Source organism: Burkholderia sp. PAMC 26561 (assembly GCF_001557535.2).
Lineage (GTDB): Bacteria > Pseudomonadota > Gammaproteobacteria > Burkholderiales > Burkholderiaceae > Caballeronia.
On record NZ_CP014309.1, the window covers coordinates 400,717 to 425,447 of the forward strand.

Consider the following 24,731-nt stretch of genomic DNA (forward strand, 5'->3'; position numbering starts at 1 on the left):
CCAAGCGACCCCGATGACAGGCCATGAGCGCTGGCCGTGTCTGATGTTTCCAACGTCCTGTTGTAGAGACGGCACAGGGCGGGGCGCACCCCCGCGCACGCGCACGGATACTGGGGTGCAAAACAATCTCCGTCGAGCTAGTCAATCCCAGCGGATCGGCGCACTTAAGTTGCCAAAGTACGGGGCTTCACAACATCGCCGAGACATACCAATAGATTATTGCCCTTCTACTAACATCAGATTACATTCAGCCCATAGTACGGGTACCTCGCAGAGCCTTGCAGATAATGTTCACATCGCCACCGAAGAGCTTTCAGCTCAATAAAGAGACAACGTGCCAGATTCGTCTGGATAGGCGTCGGGATGAATCTGGGCAATCGGCCTGACGTAAGCCTTTCGTACCCACCTGCTGTTTCTGGTGGCCTGCAGTATTGCCAGATCAATCTTAGATTGCGCGATAAACGCATCGAGTAATATTTTACTGAGGATTTGCATGACACCGGGACAACCTTCCGACACCAGTGAAAGCACGGAACAGCAGACACTAACGAGTCGTCGCAGGCTAATTGCAGGCGTTGGTTTGCTTGGAGCAGCACTTGCGACACTTGGCGAAAGGGCCTGGTCGCAGGATCAAGTGCATGGGAGTTATAGCAACGCGGCCATCGCACTTCCTACTGGTCCGGCTGTTGATAACCAAGATGCAGAAATCAAAGCCGTCAAGATCGCTCGTGCGATGAGGGCCGGCCCATATGAAATTACTAAGGATGCCACGATTGCCGAGATGGACCGCCAAGGCAGCTTAACAACTGTCCTACGTAAAGGAACGAACGAGTGGGTCTGTACTCCCGGCAATGAGAACCGAGTTGGCGATCCCCCGATGTGCGTAGATCGTATCGGTATGCAGTGGTTTAACGACGTTATAGCGGGAAAACCTCGTCCGTCCAATACGACCCCCGGCCTTTGCTACATGCTTTGCGGTGCGACTCAGCATAGCAACACCAATGCACTCGACCAAACAAGTCCTGCGATCCCAATCGGCCCGCATTGGATGATACTTTGGCCGTTCGATTCGACGCACTGTGGACTGCCGACCAATGTACGGGACGCCGGCGCATGGATAATGTTTCCAGGGACCCCTTACGCGTATCTACACGTCTGTGGATCTCCGTGGGTCGGGAACACCTATTTGCCGGGAGATCAGGCAATTTGGACGATGCAGTATGAGAAAACTTCGGGATAGGGTGCTGACCCTCCTACCGCTTGACAATCGTCTCCGTCACGTGCGATAGGTTTTTTTGGCGGCTTGCAAGGCGACTTGATTCAGTGCCTTAGTAATCGTTGATGCCGAAAGCTGCTAGGTCATCGTTTTGGTCGTACGCTCTTCGAAGTCCTCGGCAGGCGGACACAATGTCCCGTGCAATGCGGTGTCACTGTCCGCCTCGCCCCCGACTTTTTCGATTACGGTGACTGGAAGCTCCCTCATACAATCGCAGCGTCGCAATCAAGAGAAAAAATAAGTTGCTAACCTGCCCTGAGGTCGGCTTAAAAATATGCGCCACGAGCGTCTGCTCAGCGTGGGCGATTGGCATGCTGCTCCGCCGACGATTTTCCCGGTATATCACAAGTCTAAGATGCGACGGAAGGTACCGATTGGGCAGAACGGGATGCTGGTTAGTCGTGCTGAACTGGCTGACCGTATCGGCGCCTGCTTTGCGCTCAGCCTCGGGTTTGTGCTTTGGTTTTCCCATTCGTGTTCGTTGTGCGAGCACCGCTGGGATTGGCGTCTACTGAGACTGTAGCCGTCCGTCCAGGTATCAATGCGAGATCTGAAGGCACCTGATCGATGCGGACGCGTACGGGGAAACGCTGAGCAAGGCGAACCCAGGAGAATGTAGGCGCAACTGAGGGAAGCAAATTCGCTGTCTGAGAGCGCTGGTCGTCGGCAATGCCCGCTGAAATACTCTCAACGTGGCCGACGAGCACCCGATCGTCACCCATCAGTTCAACCCGTGCCGCACTGCCAACGTGTATGTGGCGTAGTTTTGTCTCCTCAAAATACCCTTCGACGCGGAGTGAGTCTTTATCGATCAAGGCGAGCGCTTGTGTACCTGAGCCGATGAAGTCACCGGGATGCAAGTCCAGGTTGGTTACGATCCCGTTGACGCTTGCCCGAACTGCGGTGCGAGATACGTTGAGCGCGGCTGTGCTTCGGGAAGCGATAGCCTGATCGACGCTGGCCAGAGCGGTTTGAACCCTAGCGGTATTCTGCTCATGCGTCTCTACCGACACTAGGTCCCCGAGCGCCAGATCCCGCTTTGCTTCTCGTCGTGCCTGGTTCAACGTCGCCCGGGCGCTTTCAATTGCGGCGTCATCGGCTGCGAGCGCATCGCTGTAGCGCGGTCGGTCGACCACAAACAAGAGTTGACCGATCTTGACTTCCTCGTTGTCGTGGATTGCTACGAGGGTTACCAGACCGCCCACGTCAGGCGCAACGCGCACTATGTCGGCGCGAACGTGTCCGTCGCGCGTCCATGGTTGAGTTTCGTAGCGTTGCCATATTGCGACTGCTGCAACCACCGCAGTGATCACTAACGCCAAAGTGAATAGCCATCGGGACAAGGCGGCAAGCATTCGCTTCATATACTTAACTCCTGCAAACCTGAGCTGCATGCAACGACGAGGCCCATGACGATTATAAGAAGAGCAAGATCCACCAAGGGCCGATAGGCGAAAAAACGGTATAGCTTCAAAATTGAAATTAACGCTGACAAGAACGCAAAAACAACAAGCGATATGATGCCTAGAAATACAAGCACGGGCAGGTACACCCCGCCAAGAGACACCTCCCCGATCATAATTGCGCCTCGCCTATCGTCGCGCTTGGGAAGAGATTACAACGTAAGCTAGTGATCAGCGTGGCGGCGGCCCGCCGGCGCGCCAAGTCCGGATCGCCACCAACGTCGTGAACCAAGCTGTCCAGCATTGCCAGCAGCTCGGGTTTCGGCTGGGCGCCCATATCTCGAGCGCGCTCGGAATAGAAGTCAGCTATTGCCTTTAATACTTCTCCCATAGTCGCCCGCCGACTGAGTGGGGACTGATCCATCAAAATCCGCAGCTCGCCCGCGACTAAACCAATGCGCAAGTCCTGTAATGCGTCGACCACTGAACTATCTGGCTCTCCCGGCTGCGCAGTAGACCGCGTGGCGACCATGCTAATGCGATCAAGCATACGGCTCACCCATGGAGCAAGTTCATTAAATCGTCCTTCAGTGCGCCCAATCACGTCACGAAATCCAGCTTGGCGTAGGCGCCGAACAGCCTCTTGGTCGCCAAACGTTCTAAAGATAGAAAGCGTCACAATTGCGAATGCAGTGCCGACATTTTGAGCAATTGCACCATTGATGAAACCGGGGAAGTCGCGGCTGTATGTGGCATTCAATCCGACCGTATTGATTAGGCCGATCAAGGCGCCGAGAGCGAGCAATGAGATCGGTGGGCGTGCTAGCGCGCTTCCTAGAAACAAAAGCGACGGTGCGAGTACGGCTGCGAGCATGACAAAATCGGTCACACGTGGGAACACCACATACCCATAGGCTGTCGCGAGGCAGCTCCCGGCTATTGATCCTATGAGAAATTTCTTCGCTGCCGCGGTCGGGTTATCCGTGGGTCCGAAGAGGGCACAGGTCACGCCGGCGATGAGTGCGGCCACTGCGCCGTCGACCCATTCAGTCGCGATCCAAAAAGTGCATGCAAGTAGAACCGTTATAGCGGCACCTACCGCCGACCTTGTCGCGGCTCCTACGTCAGTGTGGAACGACCGGCTACCTGCGGTTTCGATCAACCCGGCGGTTATTCCCTGATCGTCAGATTTGACGTTATAAATCGAATTCGACAAAAGGAAAGCGTTGCGATGTGCCTCTATTAGCTCAATCAATCTGACAGTCAGATTGACAGTGACCATGTCTCTCCACTGCCAAGAGTTCTCGACGCTGGGTTCCAGGCGTCGTGCTTGTTCGATTAACGCGCCTGCCTGTGCGCCGAACGAGGCGTTTTCGCGATCGGATAGCCATTCGATCACGCGTTCAAGTAGACCCGCAAATCCGGCGGGAAGACCACTTTGATCTCTTAACAGAACGTCGATTCTGTCTTCGACGGCACGGACTACCCCAACCATAAGAGACAACTGTTGCTGCAGCGCGCGAATCACGTCGACGCGAGGCACAGACCTACCCATGTCGTATGGCAGATGGTACGACAGCTGCTGAAGCTCGTTGATGTCAAGTACTACACGTTGGCGCTCGCGCCGAAAGGTTTGACTCCGTTCACCGGATAGCGCCCTAATAGTCCACGCTTTCGTGTTGTTTCTAATTTCGCGGACGCGAACCTTCAGCTGCCTCGTTACCGTCGAGGGAAAAATGAAAGCGTGGACGAACCCCGCCACGACGATGCCAATCACGATCTCTTGCACTCGCAAAATAGCGGTGTTGAAAATTACCCCTGGGGCATTGACACTCGGGAAGCCGATGATACTAGTGGTATAGCCAGCCAAAAGGAAAGTGTAAGCCCGTGGTGTGCGGTCCAGAGCGGAGGCAAACATGCACACGCCTAGCCAAGTTGCCATTGCTAGACTTAATACCACCGGTTGGTTGACGAAATTGGGAACAAGCACAACCGCTGCGGCCCCTCCCAAGATCGTTCCGGCAAGACGGTACGCTGATTTAGAAAGGACGGCGCCTGCGAATGGCTGAGAGACAAGATATACCGTCGTTATAGCCCAGAAAGGACGCGCTAGTCCGATCTCGAGCGCGATCCAATACGCGAGAATTGCTGCTACAAAACTACGCAGCGAGAATAGCGTGGGTCCGAGATCTGCATTTTTCATGGTTTATCAGTGTACATGCATCTAATTTTGAAAACCTTAGCGATGTGCACTCGTCGTGTTGTCAACAGGATGCGTAGTTCGTTCGTACAGCTCCCGCGTTGGGGCGTTATTGGACGGCGACGAGAATCCATTATTCGACTAGGTCTAGTCCAGTATCCTCGGGAAATGGATGTGCCGGTACATCAAAAGTTGTCTTTTTAGAGCAACTCTTTCAATAATTTTTTGGCATTCATACAATCATCATGGCGTTATGAGTGAGTGAGGCTGAATACCGAGCTTTTTTAGAAAAGCCCACTTACAACGAAAGCAAACCCAGCGAGCCTGCAGCTAGCTGAGTCGTCTGGGCGTTGCCCTTCTCAGATGCGCAACACGACTGAGTCTCGCATCGTCGACCAATATAGTTACGCTCCAGCCGTATTGAACACGATGCGGGCCGGCAGTGGTCCGTATAACTAGATATTGGTTCGATGCCGGTATCAGGGACTGTCAGACGCAATCGTCAATTAGGTCCACGTTGTTCGGGGTGAACGATCGCGGGCCCGCTTGAGTCGACGCTGTATTCCCGCTCGCGCTCCCGCTCCCACCCACCGCCTAGCGCGAGGAACAGGTTCGCTTGATCGATCGCCACCTGTCCTTCGGAGGCTGCGACCTGCGCGCGAGTCCCGGTTAGCGTGCGAGTCGCATCTAGGTCGGAAATGAATGACTGCCGGCCGCCGACATACGACCGGTGCGTTTCGTCGGCCGACTCTGTAGCTGACTTAAGCGCGGCACGTAAAGCTTCGGCTCGGGTATAGTCGGCAACGTAGGTGGCTAGAGTCGTCTCCGTTTCGCGTAAAGCATTTAAGACGACGCCGTCAAAATGCGCGAGCGCCGCTGTGCTCGTATCTTCCGCCTCATGCACGCGACCGCGGGCACCGTTGGTAGGGAAGGTCCAACTGATGAGAGGGCCGAAGCTCCAATGATTGGTCGATAACATCCCTAAGTCTTCGAGTACACCGGTTGTCCCAGCCGACGCTCCGAAAATTACGGTCGGATAAAGCGCACCGGTGGCTACGCCGACCCGCGCCGTCGAAGCCGCAAGTTGCCGCTCTGCCTCACGTACATCCGGGCGACGCATAAGCAATGTGGCTCCGTCGCCTACTGGCAGTGCTTGCTTTATCTGGGGGACCGCGTTGCACGTGAGCACAGCAGGCGGCAGATCCGACGGAGCACGCGCAAGCAACATCGCGAGTTGGTACTGCGCCATTTTGCGGCGACCTGTATAGCTGGGGATTTCCGCCGCCAGGGACTGGAGCTGGGTCTGTCCGTTCGTCACATCCGGTCGATTGCCGCGTCCGGCATTGCGCAGTCGGCGCGAGACGTCGACGCGCTGCCTCTGCAGTGCAAGCGATTGCTCCGCGATGGCCAGTTGTTCCGCCGCCAAGCAATTTTCGATGTAAGCGCGTACGACGTCGGCCACGACGGTAATACGCGTGAGGTCCTCAGCCGCCTGAGTTGCTTCGCCGTCGGCATTCGCGGCCTCTACGCCACGGCGCAGCTTGCCAAATAGATCGAACTCATAGGAAATCTTGATGCCGACATCTCCTTCGTTTGCCACCGGCACCTTGCTGAAGATCAGGTACTGCTCGCCAGACTCTTGCGCTCGCTCGAATGCTGCGGACGCGCTACCAGAAAATCCCCCTTGGGCCTCCGCGACGCGAAGTGCTTCTTGATATCTTGCAAGATTAGCGGCGGCGACACGCAAGTCGGTGTTCGAATTCAGTGCATCACTGACGAGTTGTTCAAGAAGCGGATCGTCGTATAGATGCCACCAGTCGGAGGGGACCTGCTCTTGCGCGATATGCTGTCCGTCGACATCTGGAAGCGACGCGTGGGCGAAAGGGGCGTTGAGGACGGCGGATTTTGGTAGCGAATAGTTCGGTCCAACGGTGCAGCCGCATGCGACCAGCAACAGTGCTACCAATGACAGATCAGGGAGTATGCTCAAGCGCTTCATATATGGTGCTCGTAAGAAGTCTTTCTCGAACGCGAAATGCGTTTCCAAGGGCGCCTTCGCGCATGACCACGGTAGCTAAATCACATACACTGCTGAAGGAGCCGGTTCGGCGCGGGGCACATCTTCCCACATCTCCCACCTCCGGCGTAGCGTGCCGATTAAGAAATCAACAACGGTGAAGATCGCACATGATGGCGGTCCCACCGGCGAATATCCAAGGAAGATGCTCGGTAGACCGACCTTAAGACCCCCGCGCACTACAGCCGTGTCTGCCGGCTCAAAATTCGCTTCACCGGGGCGGCAAGTTCTTCCAAAAAGTATTAGCCGCGTCCAGGCCTATACTCAGGAAATTGTCCATGGCGGCCTTGTTCAGATTTCCGTTCGAGTCTCTAGTGTACGAGTCCATAAGGTCGTTGAACACGTGGCTTCCACTCGCAATGCTGTTGCTAACCCCCGTAACAAATTCGCTAAGCGATACCTGCCCATCTTTAGACGTGTCGAAGGTTTGGAAGAGTTGCTTCGCAGCGTCAGCCGATACGCCGACTCGTGCAAGCTGAGACTGGAACTGATCAGGTGACAGCGAACCGTCGTTGTTCTTGTCTCCTTGCGAGAACATCTGGGGAGCCCATGCCACGGCCAAAGGCATCGATTGCATTGTCTGACTCTCGGCTGCTCCGGTGGTAGTGTTGGTGGCCGTTATCGTCTGCTGGGAAATGAACCCTTGAAGGGTGGATGTATCCGGAGAATCCGATGAAGTGGAAGTTTTATTTTGCGCAGAATTGGCGTACCCCTGATAAGCCGACGTCAGACTGTTCAAGGAGGAGATAGACATGGCGGATCCTTTTAATATGAGTGATCTTTGGAGTGCAGGAGGTTGCTGCACGCCGTGCAGGCACCCAATCTGGATTACGGATCGTTTCCATATAACTTTAGGGTTTGCGTTGCGGATTATCGAGTTTCGCAGTCTGCGCGAAAGTGGCTCTCGGAAAGCCACAGTGCAGGAACGGTGCCGACGCGTAGCAAGCCACGCACGGCGTTGACCTCGTCAAGAGGCGCTTGGGCGCGCTTGCCAGCCCCTAGCTGCGAGAACGACGCTGCCAAACCCGTCGCGCTAGGATAGTTTTTGCAGGTCCTCGATTCCACTACAATACGGCCTCACTATCCCGAATAGAAGCAATCAATTTATGGAGCAAAATGGGACACTCGCAGGCTGACAAAATTGCTACTCACAAACGTATTGTCGAAACGGCGGCGAAGCGATTTCGCGAATTTGGGTTGGAGGGTGTCAGTGTCGCCGACGTGATGAGCGATGTGGGCCTTACGGTGGGCGGCTTCTACAAACACTTCCGGTCGCGAGACGATATGATTTGCGAAGCATTGTCTGAGGCGCTCAGAGATATTGGGCCTTGGAAGGCAGCTATTGCAACCGACCCGCAGCAGGCGATGCTCGGCTATGTGTCCGAACGGCACAGGGACAATATCTCGGCATGCTGTCCGATCGCGGCGCTGGTCAACGATGTAAGCCGCGGTACGGTGCAGACTCGCGAAATCTATACAGGCCAGGTACGTCGCGTCTTTGATCTCCTGGAAAAGTCGATCGCCAAGGAACACCATTCCGACAGACGTCCTCAGGCTATGCTCGCCTTTAGCGCGTGCGTCGGTGCAATCGCCCTCTCCCGGGCGGTGTCAGACCCAGAGCTTTCGAAGCAGATCCTCGACGGGGTCGCGCGCCAGTTGGTTGAACTGTTCGAACCTCGGCCGAAGATAAAATAGTGCTTGTTTCTGCCGTTCGACCCGTTAAGGATTTCGCGTAAACGCGTATATGCAGGTATTTGAACGTGCACCACCGTTACCTCGCTTGGGCGGGTAAGGAGACCGCTGGCGTCGACATTTTCCGATTTAACTCGCTGGCAAAATCGTCGAGCATTGGGACACGCTGAAGCCGGTTCCTGAATCGTCCGACAAAACAAATGCAATGTTCTAGAAGCGAGATGCTAAGTTCGCCGTCTGGCGGGGAGTGATCGCTAACTGCTCGCTGCCCGACGGTGCGTCGGCGTCACCGCGCACGATGGCGGCGAGACAAACGAAGCGATTGGCCAGCGCCGCCGACAGCGAATTGCCACCAAATTGTGGCGTCTGCACAAAAATAACACGATAGCCCCAATCTGGAATCTGAGATGAATATGTGCGTATACTCCACCTTGAAAACGATTTTACTTGAGAGGTGCAGATGGAATTGCCGCAATGCAGCTGTTCGTCGCTACGTAGCGCGACACGGGCGCTTTCACTTGCGTTTGACGATGCATTGCGGCCGAGCGGGCTACGTGTGACGCAATTTGCGATCTTGTCAGGTTTAGCTGTGATCGGGGAGCTTCCATTAAGCACACTTGCTGATTTGATGGTGATGGACAGAACGACGCTTGGAAGGAATCTCAAACCGCTACAACGCGATGAGTTGGTAGACATAAACATCGGCACCGATCGTCGTGAGCGACTCGTAAGTATCACCCCGGGTGGACGCAAGACGTTCATGCGCGCCATGCCTCTCTGGGAGGACGTGCAGCGGCGCTTTGAAAAAAAGGTTGGCAAGCGTGAAGCAAAAGAGCTTCGTGACAAAATGGTCACGCTTGTGAATGTTGGTCGCCAGCTTGCGGAAGAAAACCAGAAAGCGGGCTAAGTATTCCCGTGCGTTCGGCCGTCGGCGCGAATTATTTGCTCTTCGACCTTTTCCATAGCCCGTATTGGCCCTGGCGATCCCGATGTTCTGGTCGAAGGCGGCTGCTACGTAGCCACAGGACATACTTTTGAAGATTACTTTTCCGCACAGACGGGTTTGAAGATGGACTTCACGCAGGTATGTCCTTGGAGATACTGGATGCGCTCCTATTAATTTGCAAGCGGCAGCCCTGCCGGGCGGGCTCACGACGGATATTTCCGTTATCTGTACGACGCGCTACGGTCGGGCCCACTGCAATCCCTTGACCGAATGGCGGGACAGTTTGCTGCGCGCCGCCCCTGTATTAGATCTGCGGGCGTAGTTCTTTCGCGTGCCATAGCATTATCCATGCGGCGATCTCGGGTAAGCGCGCCGCGATGCACTGTGATTCAACGCCCTCGCCATCATAGAGCGCTGTTCCCTCCCAAACGAGCAGCAGCGTGTCGGCGAGTTCCTGGCTCGGTAGATCGCAGGTCGTTTGACAATTTCAAAAGCAATGAGCGAAACACCGCCCTGTGAGTAGCATATTTTTGTCTCACCGGATGGCCAGCGTCCCCGTAGTAGCGGGAAATAATGCTTAATGCGCGTCCCGCGTAACCGGCGCGAAGCATGCGGCGCGAGAGATCGCGGAACAGTTCGCGAATGTTCTTAGCGGGGTCGTCATCCATCGGCTCGAGTGCATCAACCCATTGCTGCTCCTCCCTTGCTCGCAGCCACCTCGCACAATCGAGCACAAAGGCTTCACGTGAACCGAACAGACGGTACACGCTCATCTTGTTCAGTCGCGAAGCTTGCGCCAGATGTTCAATAGTGACAACGTTTAAGCCGTAACGACAAAAAAGCTCTGCAGCAACCTCCAGAAGCGCGCCACGCGCAAAGTGCGGCGGGACCCTGGCACGTCGCTCCTTCTTCTCTTTTACCAAATTCAAAAACACGCCCTGCATGTCTTCGCTCCGCTTTCAGCCGTTTTGAGGCTCAGCCCGTGCAGTCGGATGAAAGTCAAAACCTCAACTTATTCCACTGTCTTCGGAACCCATTCGCATCACTCCATAGGTTGAACCAGATGACCGGCTGTTGGGGCATCCGGCGCACTAGCCCTCGCAGGCCTTTGAAACAGAACAAATGTCAGCATGCCGGTAACAGCAGCGACGATAGCCGCTACCAGGCATGCGAGACCAAATCCTGCGGCGAAGGATGTTGACGCAGCTGAGAGGAGATGAACACGGATTGAATCAGGCAGGTTGGTGAATGCCCCCACCAGGTCACCCGACGCGATGCGAGGCGCGGCCTCGGCGGCACTTTTCGGATCGAGGCCAAGTGCCGAAGCCGCTGTAAGAAAGTGCCTGGTAGCCGACGACGAGAGTGCCGCTCCGAGGCCGGCAACGGCAAGCAGAAGCCCGGTGAAGCGCGTTGTCGATGTCAAGCCAGACGCCATCCCCGAGCGCTGCGGAGGCACGGCGCCCTGCATTGCCTTCGAAGTCTCGCTGTTCAGCAGGCCTGCGCCAGCTCCGAGCGCGACCATGCCCAACGCAAAGACACCGTAGCTCGCGTCGATTCGGCTGAACAGGAAGAGGGACAGGTCACCAACGAAGGTTGTGGCCAAACCCAGAGTCAGGAGTGCCCGGCTTGAGTAACGTGCTGACAGACTTGCGCCTAGCCGGGGTGTAAAGAACATCGGCAGCGCAAACGGAAGCATTGCCAAGCCTGCTTTCGCTGGCGTAAAGCCATACGAATTCTGCAGAGCTAAAGGCAGATAAAAGATCATTACCTGCGCTGCGCCCGCATATCCCAGCATTGCGAAGGCCGTTCCGAGGAACGTCGGTTGTTTGAACAGCGTGAAATCGATCATCGGCCGTTCCTGCCGCACTTCAATGGCAACAAACGCGACAAATAGAACAACCGACGCGAGGAGTCGCCAAGCAATTGCGAAGGAAGTCCAACCAAGGCTGTTACCATCAATTAGCCCCCAAATTAATAGAAACAAACTGGTGCTGAACGTAGCTATTCCGCCCAGATCAAGACGTTTCGCTTCGTGATCGCGAGACTCTTTGAAAACCTTCGCGGTTGCAACGAGGAAGACTATTCCGACTGGCAGGTTGAGCAAGAATGCCCATCGCCATCCGAAGAAGTCGGTGATGACGCCTCCAGCAATCGGGCCGCTCGTAATCGCGATACCGAGGCATGCTCCCCAGAAGCCATAGGCTCGGGCTCTGTCCGCGCCTGAAAATGTCTTGTTTATAACGGCCATCGAAGCCGTTAGCAGTAGGCTGGCACCCACTCCCTGCAACGCACGCGCCAAGTTCAACATGAGCGAAGAGGTTGCAAATCCGCAGAGGGCTGACGCGACGGTGAAAATCGCCAGACCAATCAAGGTGGCCCGCTTCCGGCCATGCCGGTCGGCGAACGAGCCGGCCGCTAGCAGAAGCGCCGAGAAGGTCAGTACATACGCGCTGACGACCCATTCAATATCAGTGAACGTTGCGCCGAGCGACCGCGCGATGGCGGGCAGCGATACGGCAACAATATTTGAGTCCAGCATGATGAGAGACGAAACAGCAGACGCGACCAGCAGAATCAGGAATTTTCCTGGTTCGTACCCGCGCTTAGCGTCTCCCTGGCTTCCTTGGGGCATAGCAAACTCCTATTTTCCTGTTGCCCTACGGCGTTGGGTGCCGTGCGCGGTTGAGCTGTCGGCCGTGACCCGAAGGAGCGCCATGCGAAGAGCTCCAGCTTCCTCGACACCAAATCTGTTCTCAAATTGTTCTTGTGCTGCTTGCCACATCACCTGAGCTTCTGAGATCTTCCTGCGTCCGTCTGGAGTCAGTACGATCCGTTTGATTCGACGATCCGCTCGATCCGCCGCCGACGTGATAAACCCATCCCGCTCAAGCGGACGAAGATTCTTTCCCAAGGTTGATCGATCCATTGCAAGGGCGTCCGCCAGTTCTCCCATTGTTGGCGCAGTGCCGGCACCTCGGTCGATCTCTGCAAGAACTGATAGCTGCGTTGAGCGCAGCCCGGACGGTCCGAGAAATTCGTCATACGCCTGCGACAGACGTCGAGAAGCCTTTCGGAGCGCGGTGTTGTTGCACCGGTGGAGTTCGATCAAAACAACAGCCGCTGACATGAATGCACCTAATTAAGGGGATATACCCGTATTTACGAAGAGAGGATATACACGTATCACGACCGTGTCAACGCTGCTGCCGTTTCCGAAGTACTCGCCATCGGAGCTTCCAAGCTCAAAGGTACTGGGGCTCGGTTGCGCGGCATATTGAAGGGGCAGCATCGAGCGAACCACAACTCGCGACTGGTCGAGCGGTTGCTTCGTGACATTGGAATCGACTTTTCGCAGGGTTTTCTGCGACATCGACCGGTTCCGCTTGACCAACTACTAAGGTAAGCGGACAAGTGATAGCCAAATCAAGCGGGGCAGCATGCAGCCCGACCCAACAGCGGTCAAGTTCTGTCGGCTGCTAGGCCGAGATAGCGGTTTTCGTAGGAAAATTGCACGCACATCGTGCGTGTACCGACAGGCGACCATACCTATAGACAACTTGAGTTGGAATCCAACCCTTGTAAAGTCAAGTTGATTACAAAGAATATAGTTGAGGGACCACCTGCCAAGATCCCGCACGATGATGCCTTGGGATTTAAAGCCGGATGGCGCGGGCATCGTGATGCATACAGGAGCTGCGGCAGCTTGGCGCGTTCGGGCGGCAGTCTTCAGCGCCAGCAAGCTCTTTCTTCTGGCGGCAACCACGTACGCTTGCTAACGAAACATCAGCATTTATTGCAGCCTTCGATTCCGTTGATTGGACGTCATCCTGCAAGGCTTTTGCATGTCCGGTCGCGTTCAAAAGCGCCGTAGAATAAGAGATCATAATGATTGACTTGCTAGAGTTGGCGCTAAGCGCGCATGGAGGCCTTTCGCGCTGGCAGCATTTAACTGACACAAACGCTGTCATGTCGACGACCGGATCGCTGTGGGCGAAGAAGCGGCGATCCGACGACTTGATCCACTTGGCCATCGCTGCAGCGACGCGTGACCAGCACGTGATTATCAAGCCGTTTCCCGCAACTGATTGTCACGCTTTATTCGAGCCGGAATACGTGAGTATCGAAACAATCGGAGATATCCTTCTTGATCACCGCGAGAGCCCGCGCGCTGGGATCGCAAAGCGCGGTGATGACGAAAAATGGGACGATCTCGACGTCGCGTATTTTCTTGGATACTTGCTTTGGACATATCTGACATTGCCATTCCATTATGCGTCTCCAGGATTCGTTTCCGAGGAATTATCGCAGTGGAAAGAGAAGGGGGAGACATGGCGCCGATTGAAGATCAAGTTTCCTTCCGATTTCGCAGCGCATTCACGTAGCCAGATTGCTTACTTTGGTAACGACGGCTTGATTCGCCGCCTTGACTATTCGATTGACGTGCTTGGTGCGATACCGTGCGTTGACTATGCGTCAGACTATCGGGAGTTCAACGGCATCATGCTACCCACAGTGCACGAAGTTCATAGCCATCTACCAAATGACAAAGACGGCGAAGTCCTGCTTTCGGTGCAGATCGCCACTGTCTCGTACTTCTAGGCATCATCTGCGCCGGCTTTCGCAAAACGCTGTAGCGGCAAACTTTGCTTTGGGAGAAATCTTCATGTCCCAGCTTCAAATGGTTGATCGCATCGAGATTAGAGTCCTTGTTGACAATGTCACCGACAGTCTTTCGTCAACACCACACTCCGTGACACGGGAGTGGTCGTTACTGGAAAGCAGGGGAATGCGACTGATTGGTGGGGGTGCACTCTGCTGCGCAAATCATGGGCTGTCTCTCCTTGTAACCGCCTACAGCGGTGAAAAAGAAAGGACCCTATTGTTTGACGGCGGCCCGGTGGATTACGCCGTTGAGCGCAATGGCATCCGGATGGGGGTGGATTTCGGTGCAGTCGAAGCGATAGTTTTGTCGCATGGGCATTGGGACCATGCGGGGGGGCTGCCACGTGCTCTGGAGCTCATATCGCAGGGAAACGACGGTACTCCAGTTCCGCTCTACCTGCATCCGGGAATGTTCGAGCTGAGAGGGGTACGTCGCCCCGACGGCAGTGTGATGCCGATGGCTCCTGTCCCGCTGCCGCAGGAATGGGCAAGGCTGGGTGCTGTCCCGATTGTGACTACGGTCGAACAATTATGCCTCGATAACACATTCTTTATCAGCGGGGAAATCCCTCGGGTCACGGCCTTCGAGGTTGGCTTTCCAGGGCATGTGCGACAACCATCCGGGAGTGAAACTTGGGACGCAGATCCACTTCTGGTTGATGAACGGTTTCTCGCTTGTCACGTTCGCGACAAGGGTTTGATACTGTTTAGCGCCTGCTCTCATGCTGGAATCGTGAACGTCTTGCGTCAAGCAACTGAAGTTTTCCCAAACGTCAAAATACACGCGGTGATAGGCGGCCTACATCTTTCAGGCCCGAACGAAGCCATCATTTCGGAAACTGTTCGCGATATGGGTGCGTTTAATGTTGATGTCTTCGTTCCCGCGCACTGCACCGGTTGGCGTGCCGTCAACGCAATGGTGAGGGAGTATGGTGAAAGCGCTGTGATGCCTTGCGCTGTCGGAAAGATGTATGTTTTTTGAGCGGAGCCCAGGGCTTGGCGCAGCGCATAGGTGAGCGCTAAGTATTTAGTGTTTGCCAGATCTACCCTCATTCACTGGTTGTCTTGAGTGCCATGCTGACGCAACGCATGTGCGATTAAACTGCGCTTCCAATTAGACAGATCAGGGCGCACGCGCGCGGTGCACATGCCGAAAACCAAAGGGCACTAGGCAGGAAATTCGTGCCTTGCGATATAAGACTCCCGGGCGTCATTTCTCCTGGCCTGACGGGGTGCCGCTTCGAATCGAGGCAATTTACCCGTCTGCTATAGTTTTAGGCATGGCTAATGACTCGTACGCAAACGCTTATGCAGATGACGACCGGCGTCCGGTCGGATCTCTCAACGCGAGGGGAAGCGCACGGAAATTCCGGCCACCGTCGAACGGTGCGCGGCTTGGCAGAACGCACTTATCGCAGCGTGGCACAGCATCCGATTTGAGTCCTTACATAAATTTTCCCGCAGTATTGGGAAACTCGTCGCGCAGCATCTCTTCGGGATTCAGAATGTCGTCGTCGTGCATCACACAAACTGCAGAGGGACAAGCTACACCGCCGATGGCATTATTGGTGCTCACAAGCATAAGCATGGGGTCTACATTGGCAATCTCTACGATAGCGACAGTGTCTGCATAACCGACTTGAAGCCGCACTTGCACATGATGTCAAGCTGATTCGCGAACACTTGGGCACGCCAAAGCATGCCGACATTTACGGTCTTCGATATGACTCGGACAACGGGTCTTTGATGGGCGTCATAAACGATATGCGCAAGGCTTAAGCGCAACCTCATGGCGATCAGCTATTAAGATCATGGCGAAAATGCCTGCTTCAAATCTGAGGTGGTTCGTTCACGTCTCGGGTTGGATGCGGACTGACGCGGGCGACCACGCGAGGCGCTCGTTGACGCGAAAAATTATGGCGTTTAGTGACACACAACCTTTATGCGAGAAGGGGCACGGCGCAATGCCGTGCCCAACGATTTCGACGCGAAGTAATCACGGTCGCGAAGCGGTAGGTCGCCGAGGCAGGTTGGCCAAGGTTCTCGATATTTGAAAAGTCCGCCTCGCGGCGGTGCTCCCGTCTCTGCACAAGCCACTCGTGGCAGGGGAGGTCGGCGCAATGCGCGGCCCGTCAAGCTAATAAGTGTCCTGCGCAATTGATGCGAGCGGCCCGCACAGTTGCCTTCTTTTATCGCCTGATTTATAACGGCTCTAATTCAACAGCGCAATTGATTTGTAAATAAGCGCATATACGCCTATTTGTCAAAATTTTTTTATCCATCTTGACTAATAGGTGTATATAAACGCATTATCGACTAAGCTTAGAGGGCAGGGGTGCGCTAACGAGTCGTCAAAAATATTCGCGAATCGTTTTCACACGCGAAAGTACTGCGGGACGCGCCCGCCTGGCAGGGACGGATCGGGCATCTTAATGCACAAGGGGTGATGCAAGGTTCGCTAGAAGTGCCGCTGAAGGTGGCATGCTTGCGTATGTGAGTTGCGGAAGATGGTTGATGTCAGGTGACGGCCAGTTGTTCTCGCCAGATCAACGGCGCCGCGGGATCGGTTTCCCCTGCCTATTTGGTGGCGCCGGGGCATTGCGAGGCTCGAACGCATCGTCGCCAGATGCCAAAAACTGAAATGGCTTCGGCCGCCGCCACGTAGGGTGGATCAGGGTCACTGTCGCTGATTACAGCATCGTCGCGGGCATAGGCCCTTCCGGACCTAACTCAATAAGCCAGGAAAGTATCTCAAAATGGATCGTTGTGCAGTCATATTCGAACGGTTTTCTTTCGGGCGGTGCGAAATTTCGGTCGCACAGCGCCAGATCAGGTATTGCGGCGAAGTTATTGCCGTTGGTGACCGGTCGTTCGAGATTCTGCTTACACTTGCGAAAGCACGTGGAACGATTGTAAGCAAGGGCGAACTGATGGCGACTGTCTGGCCACAGCGCGTTGTTGAGGCAAACACTCTCGAATCCCATGTGTCGTCCCTGCGCAAAGTGCTTGGCACGGAGCGTGTTGCGATCCGTACCATCGCAGGCAGGGGTTACCAGTTCGTTGCTGATATCGTCGGTGAAGCAGAAAATCGGTCTTCAGGCCGCGAAACCGGCCTACCGGCCAGGCTATCCCCGCTCGTTGGGAGGGAAGCGGCCATAGCGACTCTTACGCAAATGGTGGAGTCGGACCGCCTCGTCACATTGCTCGGCACGGGTGGGATCGGGAAAACGCGCCTTGCAATCGAAACAGCAAGGTGCCTTGCAAGCTCGTTTCCCGACCGGGTTTGTCTGGCGGAACTTGCCAACCTTTCGTCGGGCGACCATGTTGCAATGTGCGTCGCAACTGCCCTTGGATTTCCGCCTGCGGACAGTCAAATACTTGAGGACCGGGTGGCTTCCGTCCTGAGTGACAAGAAAATTCTGCTGGTGATCGACAACTGTGAGCACATCATTGAAGCCGTAGCTAGAACTGTGGAGACTGTACTTAGGGCCTCGCCATTACTTCACATTATTGCAACATCGCGAGAGGTCCTCCGCGTGGAGGGTGAAAGAATTTATCAAGTACCCGCGCTTGTAGTTCCCCTGCTGGATAGCGACACCGTGCAAGATGTCTCAAGGCACAGCGCGGTACAGCTTCTCGATAAGCGTCTACGCGCTGCCGGCTTCGTTGGGAATGACGATATTGAAACGGCTAGATACAAAGCTCGAATCTGCCGGCGTCTCGACGGTCTTCCGCTAGCGATCGAACTCGCGGCCGCGCATGCGCAGGTTCTGGGTATAAAGTGCGTCGCTGAGCGACTGGAAGATAGGTTTGAATTGTTCAACCGGGGAAGCCGAGCGGTCTCTGCACGACATCAAACACTACGCGGCGCGTTGGATTGGAGCTACGACCTTCTCACAGATTCCGAACAGCAGATATTTGCGAGACTCAGCGTATTCGCCGGCGCGTTCTCAATCGAAACCGCCCAAGCCATTGCTTCCGACGAGGAAATGTCCCCGAACACCGTCCTCGAGGGAGTCGTGAATCTTGTGTCGAAGTCACTACTGACAGCTCAGACTTCGGGCGCCGTCATGAGTTACCGGATGCTTGAGACGACTCGCAGTTACGCAGCCGAGAGGCTCGTAGATGCTGGCGGGCTTTCGTTGACGGCGCGCCGACATGCGGAACACTTCCTCTCCGAATTTGAACGCGAAGAGTTAAATTGGGATCGCTCTGACTCGGGTCAGCTGCTGCCACGTTTTCGTGAATACCTTGACGACCTACGTTTCGCACTGCGTTGGAGCTTTTCGGACCAGGGGGACGTGGCGCTTGGAATTGCGATCGCCACGGCTGCTGTCCCGTACTGGATGAAAATTGGGCATGTTGCAGAGTGTCAGTTGAACGTTGAGAACGCTATGGCGCAGATGAACGCGAATCGCATCGCGGATGTCCAGCGAAAAATGAAGTTGCATCTCGCCCTCGGAGGGGTATTTGTATTCGCGTGTGCTGCCGAGAACGCGCGCGCGCATTTTGAAACTGCTTCGGAACTGGCGACAAAAGTGGGAGATACGGCCTTTAATCTTAAAGTTCTTTCCGGATTATGGGCGTGCACCTACCTACGCGGACCATTCGGTCTCTCACTACAGTACGCAAGACAATTCGAGGAGACTTGCCGGACTTGCGATGTGCGGGATGATGTAATTACCAGTCATCGCATGCTCGGGTCAGCATACTTCTGTGTTGGAGATATGAAGCGGGCTCGGGAGCATGTAGAGTCCTATCTTGCAAATGCTTCGTCGATCTCGTATGCATCGACTCTCGGTTTCCTTCTGGACGGCCAAGTCGGAGCGGAATGCGTTCTGGCGCACACACTTTGGATGCAAGGCTTCCCGGGCGCCGCAAGTGAAGCTATGCATCGAGCACTCGAGCGCGCGGATAGAGTCGGTGATGCCTTGAGTTGCTGGTTTGCTCGCCTGATGTGCTCTTGCCCGCTCACATTACTGATGGGTGGACCATCTGAGCTTCGCAGGCAGGTTGACGATCTTTCGAACATTGCGCGTGTACACGGCATGGCGTCGTGGGATGCGCACGTAGATGTTTGGGAGGGTATTGTCACCTCCGCCGAAGGTGATGCAGGAGCGTTTGATCGACTAATTGCTCCAGCGTTCGCGAAGTTCTCGGCATGGCAATTCAATGCAAGCCTTACTGGACTGTTCAGTGAGTTGTGCAGGCAGTTGGTGTTGAACGGTAGGTTGAGCGTGGCAGAGAAGTTTGTCTCAGAAGCGATCGCCCACGCTGAGCGCGTCGAAGATGGCTGCTCCTTGCCCGAATTGCATCGGCTTCGGGGTGAACTGGAAATTCACGCTGGCCGAGGTGGGTCAGAGCTGGTGGCCGAAGAGGCGTTTTCGCTTTCGTACGAGTTGGCGGAAGATGGTGGTCTACTGGCGTGGGGACTTCGCGCTGCGCTTAGTCTGGGGAAATTGCGGCAGAATCAGCAACGATACAAGGAGGCACACGACGTCGTCGAACACGTTCGGTGCCGCTTTACCGAGGCGTCCGATACAATCGACTTAATCGCCGCAGACAGGTTTCTTTCTGAGACTCGGAAAGCTGCGATGCGTTGCTGTAGTCCAGACTTGCCGGTGAGACTCTTGCCCGGTGCTTGACCGGCGTTTCAGGGCCTGCGTCTCGCTTCGGCCCCCAAGCAAGCGAGCCCGACTGAGATACTGACCGGCACGTTGAGTCCAGGAATCGGAGCCATGCGTTCGCCGTCAATTCTCGACAGTTACCTTTGGAAAGCGGGGAATGCAACCCGTTCCCCGAGCAATCCAGAATGCATTGCATGCCGCTTCTGTCGCGCTCGACAATATTGCGACACGCGAGGACGGTCGTCGTCAGAAAGGCGGTAGCCAGCTGCGATCCAGGATTTAACAAGAGGCTCTTACGGCCGGTCATCAACAATGCCGGTGCTTTTGAGTTCGCCGGCATTGAGGTGGATGCTGGCGCAGACTAGATCTGCGAAGGAGGCGACACACATCTTTCGCATGATTCTGCTGCGATGTACCTTAACCGTGATGATGCTGATCCCAAGAGCATCAGCAATCTGTTTGTTTCTCTTGCCGTTCGTCAGCATCACCATTACCTGATGCTCGCGGGGAGTCAATGTAGCGTGGCGTCGCCGCAAAGCACCGAGCACGGATACGACCCCGTTCGTCGGCCGATTCACATGGACCGCTCGATTTACTGCTGAGATTAGCGCGTCAAAATCGACCGGCTTTAGCAAGAGGTTTGCAGCACCCGACTTCATCACCTTGACTGCGGTGCGGACGTCGGCGGTACTCATGAGATGGATCACAGGAAGATCGACAGATAGAGAAACGAGCCGTTTCTGCTCTCCGTTAGCGCATGCACTTAGAAATGAGGAATCCAGTATCAGGCAACACGCGGCTCCGCATTTCGCCGCTGCAAAAAACTCGCTGACAGAGTTGAACTCCGTCATGCTGTATCCGCTCGCCTGTAATGCATCTTCGATTGCTTCTCTGGTTTTTTTATCTTCATTCAACAGGGCAATCACTGTACTGGGTTCAGATTCGCCAGCATGGCTGTTTGGGCTGGACGCGGTCAAGTCGCGAATCGACGAAGTGGTAAAGGTCGCTACTGAAATCTCCGCGCGCGCGGAATTGAAATGTGGTGCGACCATTTACCTTCTCCTCGTGCGAAGCAAGCTAGTGCCTGTCATCAGGTTGAGTTGCAGATATGCTGGAGCGAATATTCTCAAGACATTTGTCAAAAGCACGCGACTTCAGCACTGTTTGGATCTATCTGAGCGTGCAGCCTGAATAAGATAGAGCCGTGATTACATCTGCACATTTTCAATTAAAAGAACTTGGTATTAGCCGGCAAACGGCGGTCCCAAGGCGTTACGCCGCTATGTCTGCGCTATCTTCAAAAACCGCGTCATCCTGGCTATCCAGAAGCCCGAGCACACCCGCGATCTTGACGAGGTCAGCAAATGTCGTTGCACCCATCTTTCTCATAGCGCTCCCTCGGTGCATCTTGATAGTGATCACGCTAAGGCCCAGCGCATAGGCGACCTGTTTGTTTAACGATCCTTTAACGACAGCCGTCATGATTTGACGCTCTCTTTGTGTCAATGTGTTGAAGCGTTCTGCAAATTGCGTGGTGGCAGCTGTTTTTCCCTGCTGTTTCCCGTCCAGAGAAAAGGCATTGTTGACGGCATCAAACAGCTCCGCTTCGGTTGGCATCAAGGGCAATACGTCTACGGCACCGGCGAGCATCACCTGTACCGCGAATGCTACGTCGTGATTCGCTGTGATGAAGATGACAGGCATTTTGTTGCTCGACGACTGCACGATCTCCTGCGCAATTGTCCCGTCCATTCCAGCGACGCATCGACCAACAATCAGGCACGCACGATGAGCTGACCGGGGCTCGTTGGACAGTTCCGAGTAATCCTTCAACTTGACGACGCGGATACCGGCCGAACAGAGCGACGCTCGCAGAAACTCAAAAACGAGTGGTTTTTCGACAAGTAGAAACACAGTGCCTAGCTCGTCAGCAGAAGAAGTTTGCGCACTGCACCCATCTTGAACGACTGGAGCGTCGCCCACGTTGACGCTATAGGGCTGACCACTATCTTGACCAAGCTGACCGCCTGCCTCGAGCTGTTCGGCAGCGCCATCAAATTGAGCTAGCGGTTTCGTCCGGAGGAGGCGTGGCGGCCGGTCAGCGGGCATAGGATCGCCGTCGTCCCGTTTGACGAAATGGCGCTTCGTGAATGAGTCCATGAGCACTCCTTCGGCGCCATGTAGTCAAAAACGATCAATCGATGTTCGCGATTGGTCGCTCGTTTTTTGTTGTGCCGAGCACTGCGCGTATTGCACGTCTGGGTGCGTCAAGCGAGGTTAGCGCTTGAAGCGAGATCGCCGGCTGCATTCGATGAGGGCATTGGCGTCATAACATCGTAGCGGATTAGATACTTGCGCACCCTAGTTGAAAACTGCAAAGTTCTGGAACGTTCTGATGCACGGTGAATCAGTGTGTCGTGCTGGATCTATCAAGGTCAGTGAGTAACTGACGGTAGCGCTTGCCGGGGCCACACATTGCGACACGGACTGCTAGACTAGGACTCTGCAGATTGCGAATGCGACGTGGAGGTAGGTTATTGAGCCGGTATCATCGCCTCGCGGGCGCTTCACCACAGAGTTCGTCTGAGCGTCGGAGCGAGATTTCTGGGCTCGGGACCGGTCGTAAGGCGCGCTACGGCGATCCATTCCGCTGGCGCGCACGTCAAAGTCCGAGAAGGCCACGGTATCCCAGACGAGTTCGTCATCGCCGCGTGAAAGCGCGTGGAACGCAGTTTCCCCTCCCAAGGACGTTCGGCGGTGTGCCATCCATAGTGCTGTGCGTTCCTGGCTTCCAGTAACGCTCTTACGGACATGCGTGAGCCTAGTGTGCTGTTCCGCCGTTAACTGAACTATGTTTGCGTAGGATGTTGGTATCAACGGAACTGGAAATACCAACATGCCAATGGGACGACCGAAGGTGGGGTGACGTTGAACGAAGCCGAACAATCGCAGCTTGCTTCGATGGCGCGCTCGCGCTCGATTCCGGCTGCATTGGTTACGCGGGCACGCATTGTTCTGGCTGCGGTCGCTGGTCGAACCAAATAGCGAGATTGTGCGGCGCTTGCAACTCATGCGCGCCACGGTCGATAAATGGCGCGCCCGGTTCCTTGAACAACGCATCAACGTTCTGTACGACGAAGTGCGGCCCGGCAAGCCCCGCACGATCGATGACGAGCGGGTGGTCGAGTTGATCCACCGGACGTTGCATACCAAGCCTGCCGACGGCTCCATGCATTGGAGCGTACGCACCTTTGCCGCGGAGACGACAATCTCTGCGACTAGCGTCCATCGATTTTTCAAATTGCTGCGCCTCCAGCCGCACTGCAGCGAGAGCTTTAAACTGTCCATCAATCCGTTCTTCATCGAGAAACTGCGCGACGTGGTCGGCCTGTACCTGAGCCCCCCAGAGAACGCACTGGTGCTGTGCGCAGACGAGAAAAGCCAATGCCAAGCGCTTGAACGCACGCAGCCCATGCTGCCGATGGGCCTCGGTCACGTTGAGGGCGTCACGCATGACTATGTCCGTCACGGCACCACCACGCTGTTTGCGGCCCTGAATGTGCTCAACGGCGCGGTACTGGTCGCCTGCAAGCCGCGTCACCGGAACCATGAGTTTCTGTCGTTCCTGCGCGAGATTGACAAGGCGGCGCCCGAAGGTCTCGACGTGCACTGCATCGTCGACAACTACGGTGCCCACAAGCATCCCACGGTCAAGGCATGGCTGGCTGCGCGGCCTCGGTGGCACATGCATTTCTCCCCACTTATAGTCCGTGGCTTAACCAGGCGGAATGCTTCTTCGCGTTGATCACCGGCAAGGCCATACGTCGCGGTTCGTTCGGCTCGGTCAAGCAACTCATTAAGCGTATTGACGAAGTCGTGTCCCACTACAACGAGAATTGCGAACCTTTTACGTGGACCGCTTCCACTGACTCCGTCCTCGCAAAGCTACAAAGACTTTGTACGAGCATCAGCGGAACGGAACACTAGGTTGTCTTTGGCTTAGCTGCTGAAACATCCAGAGCACGATTTTCATGTGCATCACCTTGATTTTGATCAGTCAAATTCACACCAATCAACGGGATAGTCTCGACGTCTATCACGCTGTAGTTTAGGTGATCGTACAGCGGGCGCGACCGGTTGTTTTCACTGCCGTCGCAGTGGTGTTTGCATTTGCACCCTCTCACACAGTTCTCCTTTTGGGATCAATGGCGTACACGCTGATTCGCGGAACTGCGGCCGGAACCGTCATCATCGAGATGTTTTTGCCGTCGCTGTATGCGATCTGATTCCGAGTCAGCGCGCCGACCAATGAGACGGACGCAGGTGCGCCGCCCTTGCCCCATTTCTGAGCGCTTCGCTTGACGGACGCACGGTCTTGCGCGCGACCGCGCGTCCGAAGATGCATCCGGCGCCGCTGCCGGTTCGTTGTCCTTGACCCGACCGCGTTGTTGCAAAGCGGGAAGGCATCTGACAGTTGGCTTTTGCAGTTGTTATTGTCGCGGCGCACCGTTGCGAGTCGGGCATGTTAGCGTCGGTGCAAAACCGCCATTAAACGGCGGCGAGAATGCGCTTTATGGCGCGACCGAGGTCGCGCCCAGCACCAGTTTTTTGTCCCTTCGCGGGGTCAAGGATTCGCTTCGCCAAGCTGCGCTTGCCCTTGACCCCGCTACGAGACATTTTGCTCGGGAGTTGCTCAAAAACCGTTCCCGGAAAACTCATGCCCCCGTTTAATGGCGGATTTCGACCGCCGTTCACAGGGCAAAAGCTCATCTCTCGCCGAAGGATTAAACCCGGATGCTACCGCTCGTGGTCCGTATCTCGCGCAGTCACAAGTATCTGTCAGAAGCA

At 55.3% G+C, this 24,731-nt stretch carries 15 protein-coding genes and 1 pseudogene; 6 read left to right on the forward strand and 10 right to left on the reverse strand.

Annotated elements, in window-relative coordinates; translation table 11 throughout:
* Positions 1-1,716: 1,716 nt before the first annotated feature.
* The 5 genes from AXG89_RS28645 to AXG89_RS28665 form a co-directional block, all read right to left on the reverse strand.
* Complete coding sequence (locus AXG89_RS28645; protein WP_062173526.1) at positions 1,717-2,640, reverse strand: HlyD family efflux transporter periplasmic adaptor subunit; 924 nt, start codon at positions 2,638-2,640, stop codon at positions 1,717-1,719.
* Entirely contained in the window at positions 2,637-2,855 is a 219-nt protein-coding gene (locus AXG89_RS28650; protein WP_062173524.1) for a DUF1656 domain-containing protein, read from the reverse strand. The genes AXG89_RS28645 and AXG89_RS28650 overlap by 4 nt, the downstream gene beginning before the upstream one ends.
* A complete protein-coding gene (locus tag AXG89_RS28655; RefSeq protein ID WP_062173522.1) occupies positions 2,852-4,882 on the reverse strand; it encodes an FUSC family protein in 2,031 nt (676 codons plus the stop codon). Before AXG89_RS28655 ends, AXG89_RS28650 begins: the two co-directional genes overlap by 4 nt.
* A gap of 499 nt (positions 4,883-5,381) precedes the next feature.
* Positions 5,382-6,878 carry an efflux transporter outer membrane subunit gene (locus AXG89_RS28660; protein ID WP_062173520.1) on the reverse strand — a complete coding sequence of 499 codons (1,497 nt, stop codon included), beginning with the start codon at positions 6,876-6,878 and terminating at the stop codon, positions 5,382-5,384.
* Positions 6,879-7,167: 289 nt separating this feature from the next.
* Entirely contained in the window at positions 7,168-7,710 is a 543-nt protein-coding gene (locus AXG89_RS28665) for an EF-hand domain-containing protein (protein WP_062173518.1), read from the reverse strand.
* A 362-nt stretch (positions 7,711-8,072) separates the two neighbouring features.
* Here AXG89_RS28665 and AXG89_RS28670 point away from each other — a divergent pair, with 362 nt between their 5' ends.
* On the forward strand, positions 8,073-8,651 hold the full coding sequence (locus AXG89_RS28670) for a TetR/AcrR family transcriptional regulator (protein ID WP_062173516.1): 579 nt from the start codon (positions 8,073-8,075) through the stop codon (positions 8,649-8,651).
* A 457-nt stretch (positions 8,652-9,108) separates the two neighbouring features.
* On the forward strand, positions 9,109-9,555 hold the full coding sequence (locus tag AXG89_RS28675) for a MarR family winged helix-turn-helix transcriptional regulator (protein WP_062173514.1): 447 nt from the start codon (positions 9,109-9,111) through the stop codon (positions 9,553-9,555).
* A gap of 443 nt (positions 9,556-9,998) precedes the next feature.
* Here the strand turns inward: AXG89_RS28675 and AXG89_RS28680 are convergent, their stop codons facing one another.
* The 3 genes from AXG89_RS28680 to AXG89_RS28690 all read right to left on the reverse strand — a co-directional run bounded on the left by AXG89_RS28680 (position 9,999) and on the right by AXG89_RS28690 (position 12,721).
* A complete protein-coding gene (locus AXG89_RS28680) occupies positions 9,999-10,538 on the reverse strand; it encodes a TetR/AcrR family transcriptional regulator (protein WP_062173512.1) in 540 nt (179 codons plus the stop codon).
* A 98-nt stretch (positions 10,539-10,636) separates the two neighbouring features.
* Positions 10,637-12,226 (reverse strand): MFS transporter, encoded by a 1,590-nt coding sequence (locus tag AXG89_RS28685; RefSeq protein WP_062173510.1) that lies wholly within the window; start codon positions 12,224-12,226, stop codon positions 10,637-10,639.
* A gap of 9 nt (positions 12,227-12,235) precedes the next feature.
* Positions 12,236-12,721, reverse strand: a complete 486-nt coding sequence (locus tag AXG89_RS28690) for a MarR family winged helix-turn-helix transcriptional regulator (protein WP_082771606.1) — start codon at positions 12,719-12,721, stop codon at positions 12,236-12,238.
* Between the two features lie 758 nt (positions 12,722-13,479).
* Here AXG89_RS28690 and AXG89_RS28695 point away from each other — a divergent pair.
* From AXG89_RS28695 to AXG89_RS28710, 3 genes are all read left to right on the forward strand, one after another.
* A complete protein-coding gene (locus AXG89_RS28695) occupies positions 13,480-14,193 on the forward strand; it encodes a hypothetical protein (protein WP_069638438.1) in 714 nt (237 codons plus the stop codon).
* 64 nt (positions 14,194-14,257) lie between these two features.
* Positions 14,258-15,238, forward strand: a complete 981-nt coding sequence (locus tag AXG89_RS28700) for an MBL fold metallo-hydrolase (RefSeq protein ID WP_062173503.1) — start codon at positions 14,258-14,260, stop codon at positions 15,236-15,238.
* A 1,774-nt stretch (positions 15,239-17,012) separates the two neighbouring features.
* Positions 17,013-19,901, forward strand: a complete 2,889-nt coding sequence (locus AXG89_RS28710) for an ATP-binding protein (protein ID WP_062173499.1) — start codon at positions 17,013-17,015, stop codon at positions 19,899-19,901.
* A gap of 275 nt (positions 19,902-20,176) precedes the next feature.
* Here AXG89_RS28710 and AXG89_RS28715 read toward each other — a convergent pair whose 3' ends face one another.
* Positions 20,177-20,935, reverse strand: coding sequence for a response regulator transcription factor (locus AXG89_RS28715; RefSeq protein WP_062173498.1), 759 nt, complete (start codon positions 20,933-20,935; stop codon positions 20,177-20,179).
* Positions 20,936-21,155: 220 nt separating this feature from the next.
* On the reverse strand, positions 21,156-22,043 hold the full coding sequence (locus AXG89_RS28720; RefSeq protein ID WP_062173496.1) for a response regulator transcription factor: 888 nt from the start codon (positions 22,041-22,043) through the stop codon (positions 21,156-21,158).
* Positions 22,044-22,779: 736 nt separating this feature from the next.
* On the opposite strand from AXG89_RS28720, the pseudogene AXG89_RS28730 reads away from it, so the two are divergent.
* A pseudogene (locus tag AXG89_RS28730) lies at positions 22,780-23,870 on the forward strand (IS630 family transposase).
* Positions 23,871-24,731: the final 861 nt, after the last annotated feature.

Coding starts and splice junctions, on each gene's coding strand:
- AXG89_RS28720 (WP_062173496.1), bottom strand. CDS start 22,043: ATGGACTCATTCACGAAGCGCCATTTCGTCAAACGGGACGACGGCGAT.
- AXG89_RS28700 (WP_062173503.1), top strand. CDS start 14,258: ATGTCCCAGCTTCAAATGGTTGATCGCATCGAGATTAGAGTCCTTGTT.
- AXG89_RS28650 (WP_062173524.1), bottom strand. CDS start 2,855: ATGATCGGGGAGGTGTCTCTTGGCGGGGTGTACCTGCCCGTGCTTGTA.
- AXG89_RS28695 (WP_069638438.1), top strand. CDS start 13,480: ATGATTGACTTGCTAGAGTTGGCGCTAAGCGCGCATGGAGGCCTTTCG.
- AXG89_RS28670 (WP_062173516.1), top strand. CDS start 8,073: ATGGGACACTCGCAGGCTGACAAAATTGCTACTCACAAACGTATTGTC.
- AXG89_RS28645 (WP_062173526.1), bottom strand. CDS start 2,640: ATGAAGCGAATGCTTGCCGCCTTGTCCCGATGGCTATTCACTTTGGCG.
- AXG89_RS28715 (WP_062173498.1), bottom strand. CDS start 20,935: ATGGTCGCACCACATTTCAATTCCGCGCGCGCGGAGATTTCAGTAGCG.
- AXG89_RS28710 (WP_062173499.1), top strand. CDS start 17,013: ATGGATCGTTGTGCAGTCATATTCGAACGGTTTTCTTTCGGGCGGTGC.
- AXG89_RS28665 (WP_062173518.1), bottom strand. CDS start 7,710: ATGTCTATCTCCTCCTTGAACAGTCTGACGTCGGCTTATCAGGGGTAC.
- AXG89_RS28675 (WP_062173514.1), top strand. CDS start 9,109: ATGGAATTGCCGCAATGCAGCTGTTCGTCGCTACGTAGCGCGACACGG.
- AXG89_RS28690 (WP_082771606.1), bottom strand. CDS start 12,721: ATGTCAGCGGCTGTTGTTTTGATCGAACTCCACCGGTGCAACAACACC.
- AXG89_RS28655 (WP_062173522.1), bottom strand. CDS start 4,882: ATGAAAAATGCAGATCTCGGACCCACGCTATTCTCGCTGCGTAGTTTT.
- AXG89_RS28660 (WP_062173520.1), bottom strand. CDS start 6,878: ATGAAGCGCTTGAGCATACTCCCTGATCTGTCATTGGTAGCACTGTTG.
- AXG89_RS28680 (WP_062173512.1), bottom strand. CDS start 10,538: ATGCAGGGCGTGTTTTTGAATTTGGTAAAAGAGAAGAAGGAGCGACGT.
- AXG89_RS28685 (WP_062173510.1), bottom strand. CDS start 12,226: ATGCCCCAAGGAAGCCAGGGAGACGCTAAGCGCGGGTACGAACCAGGA.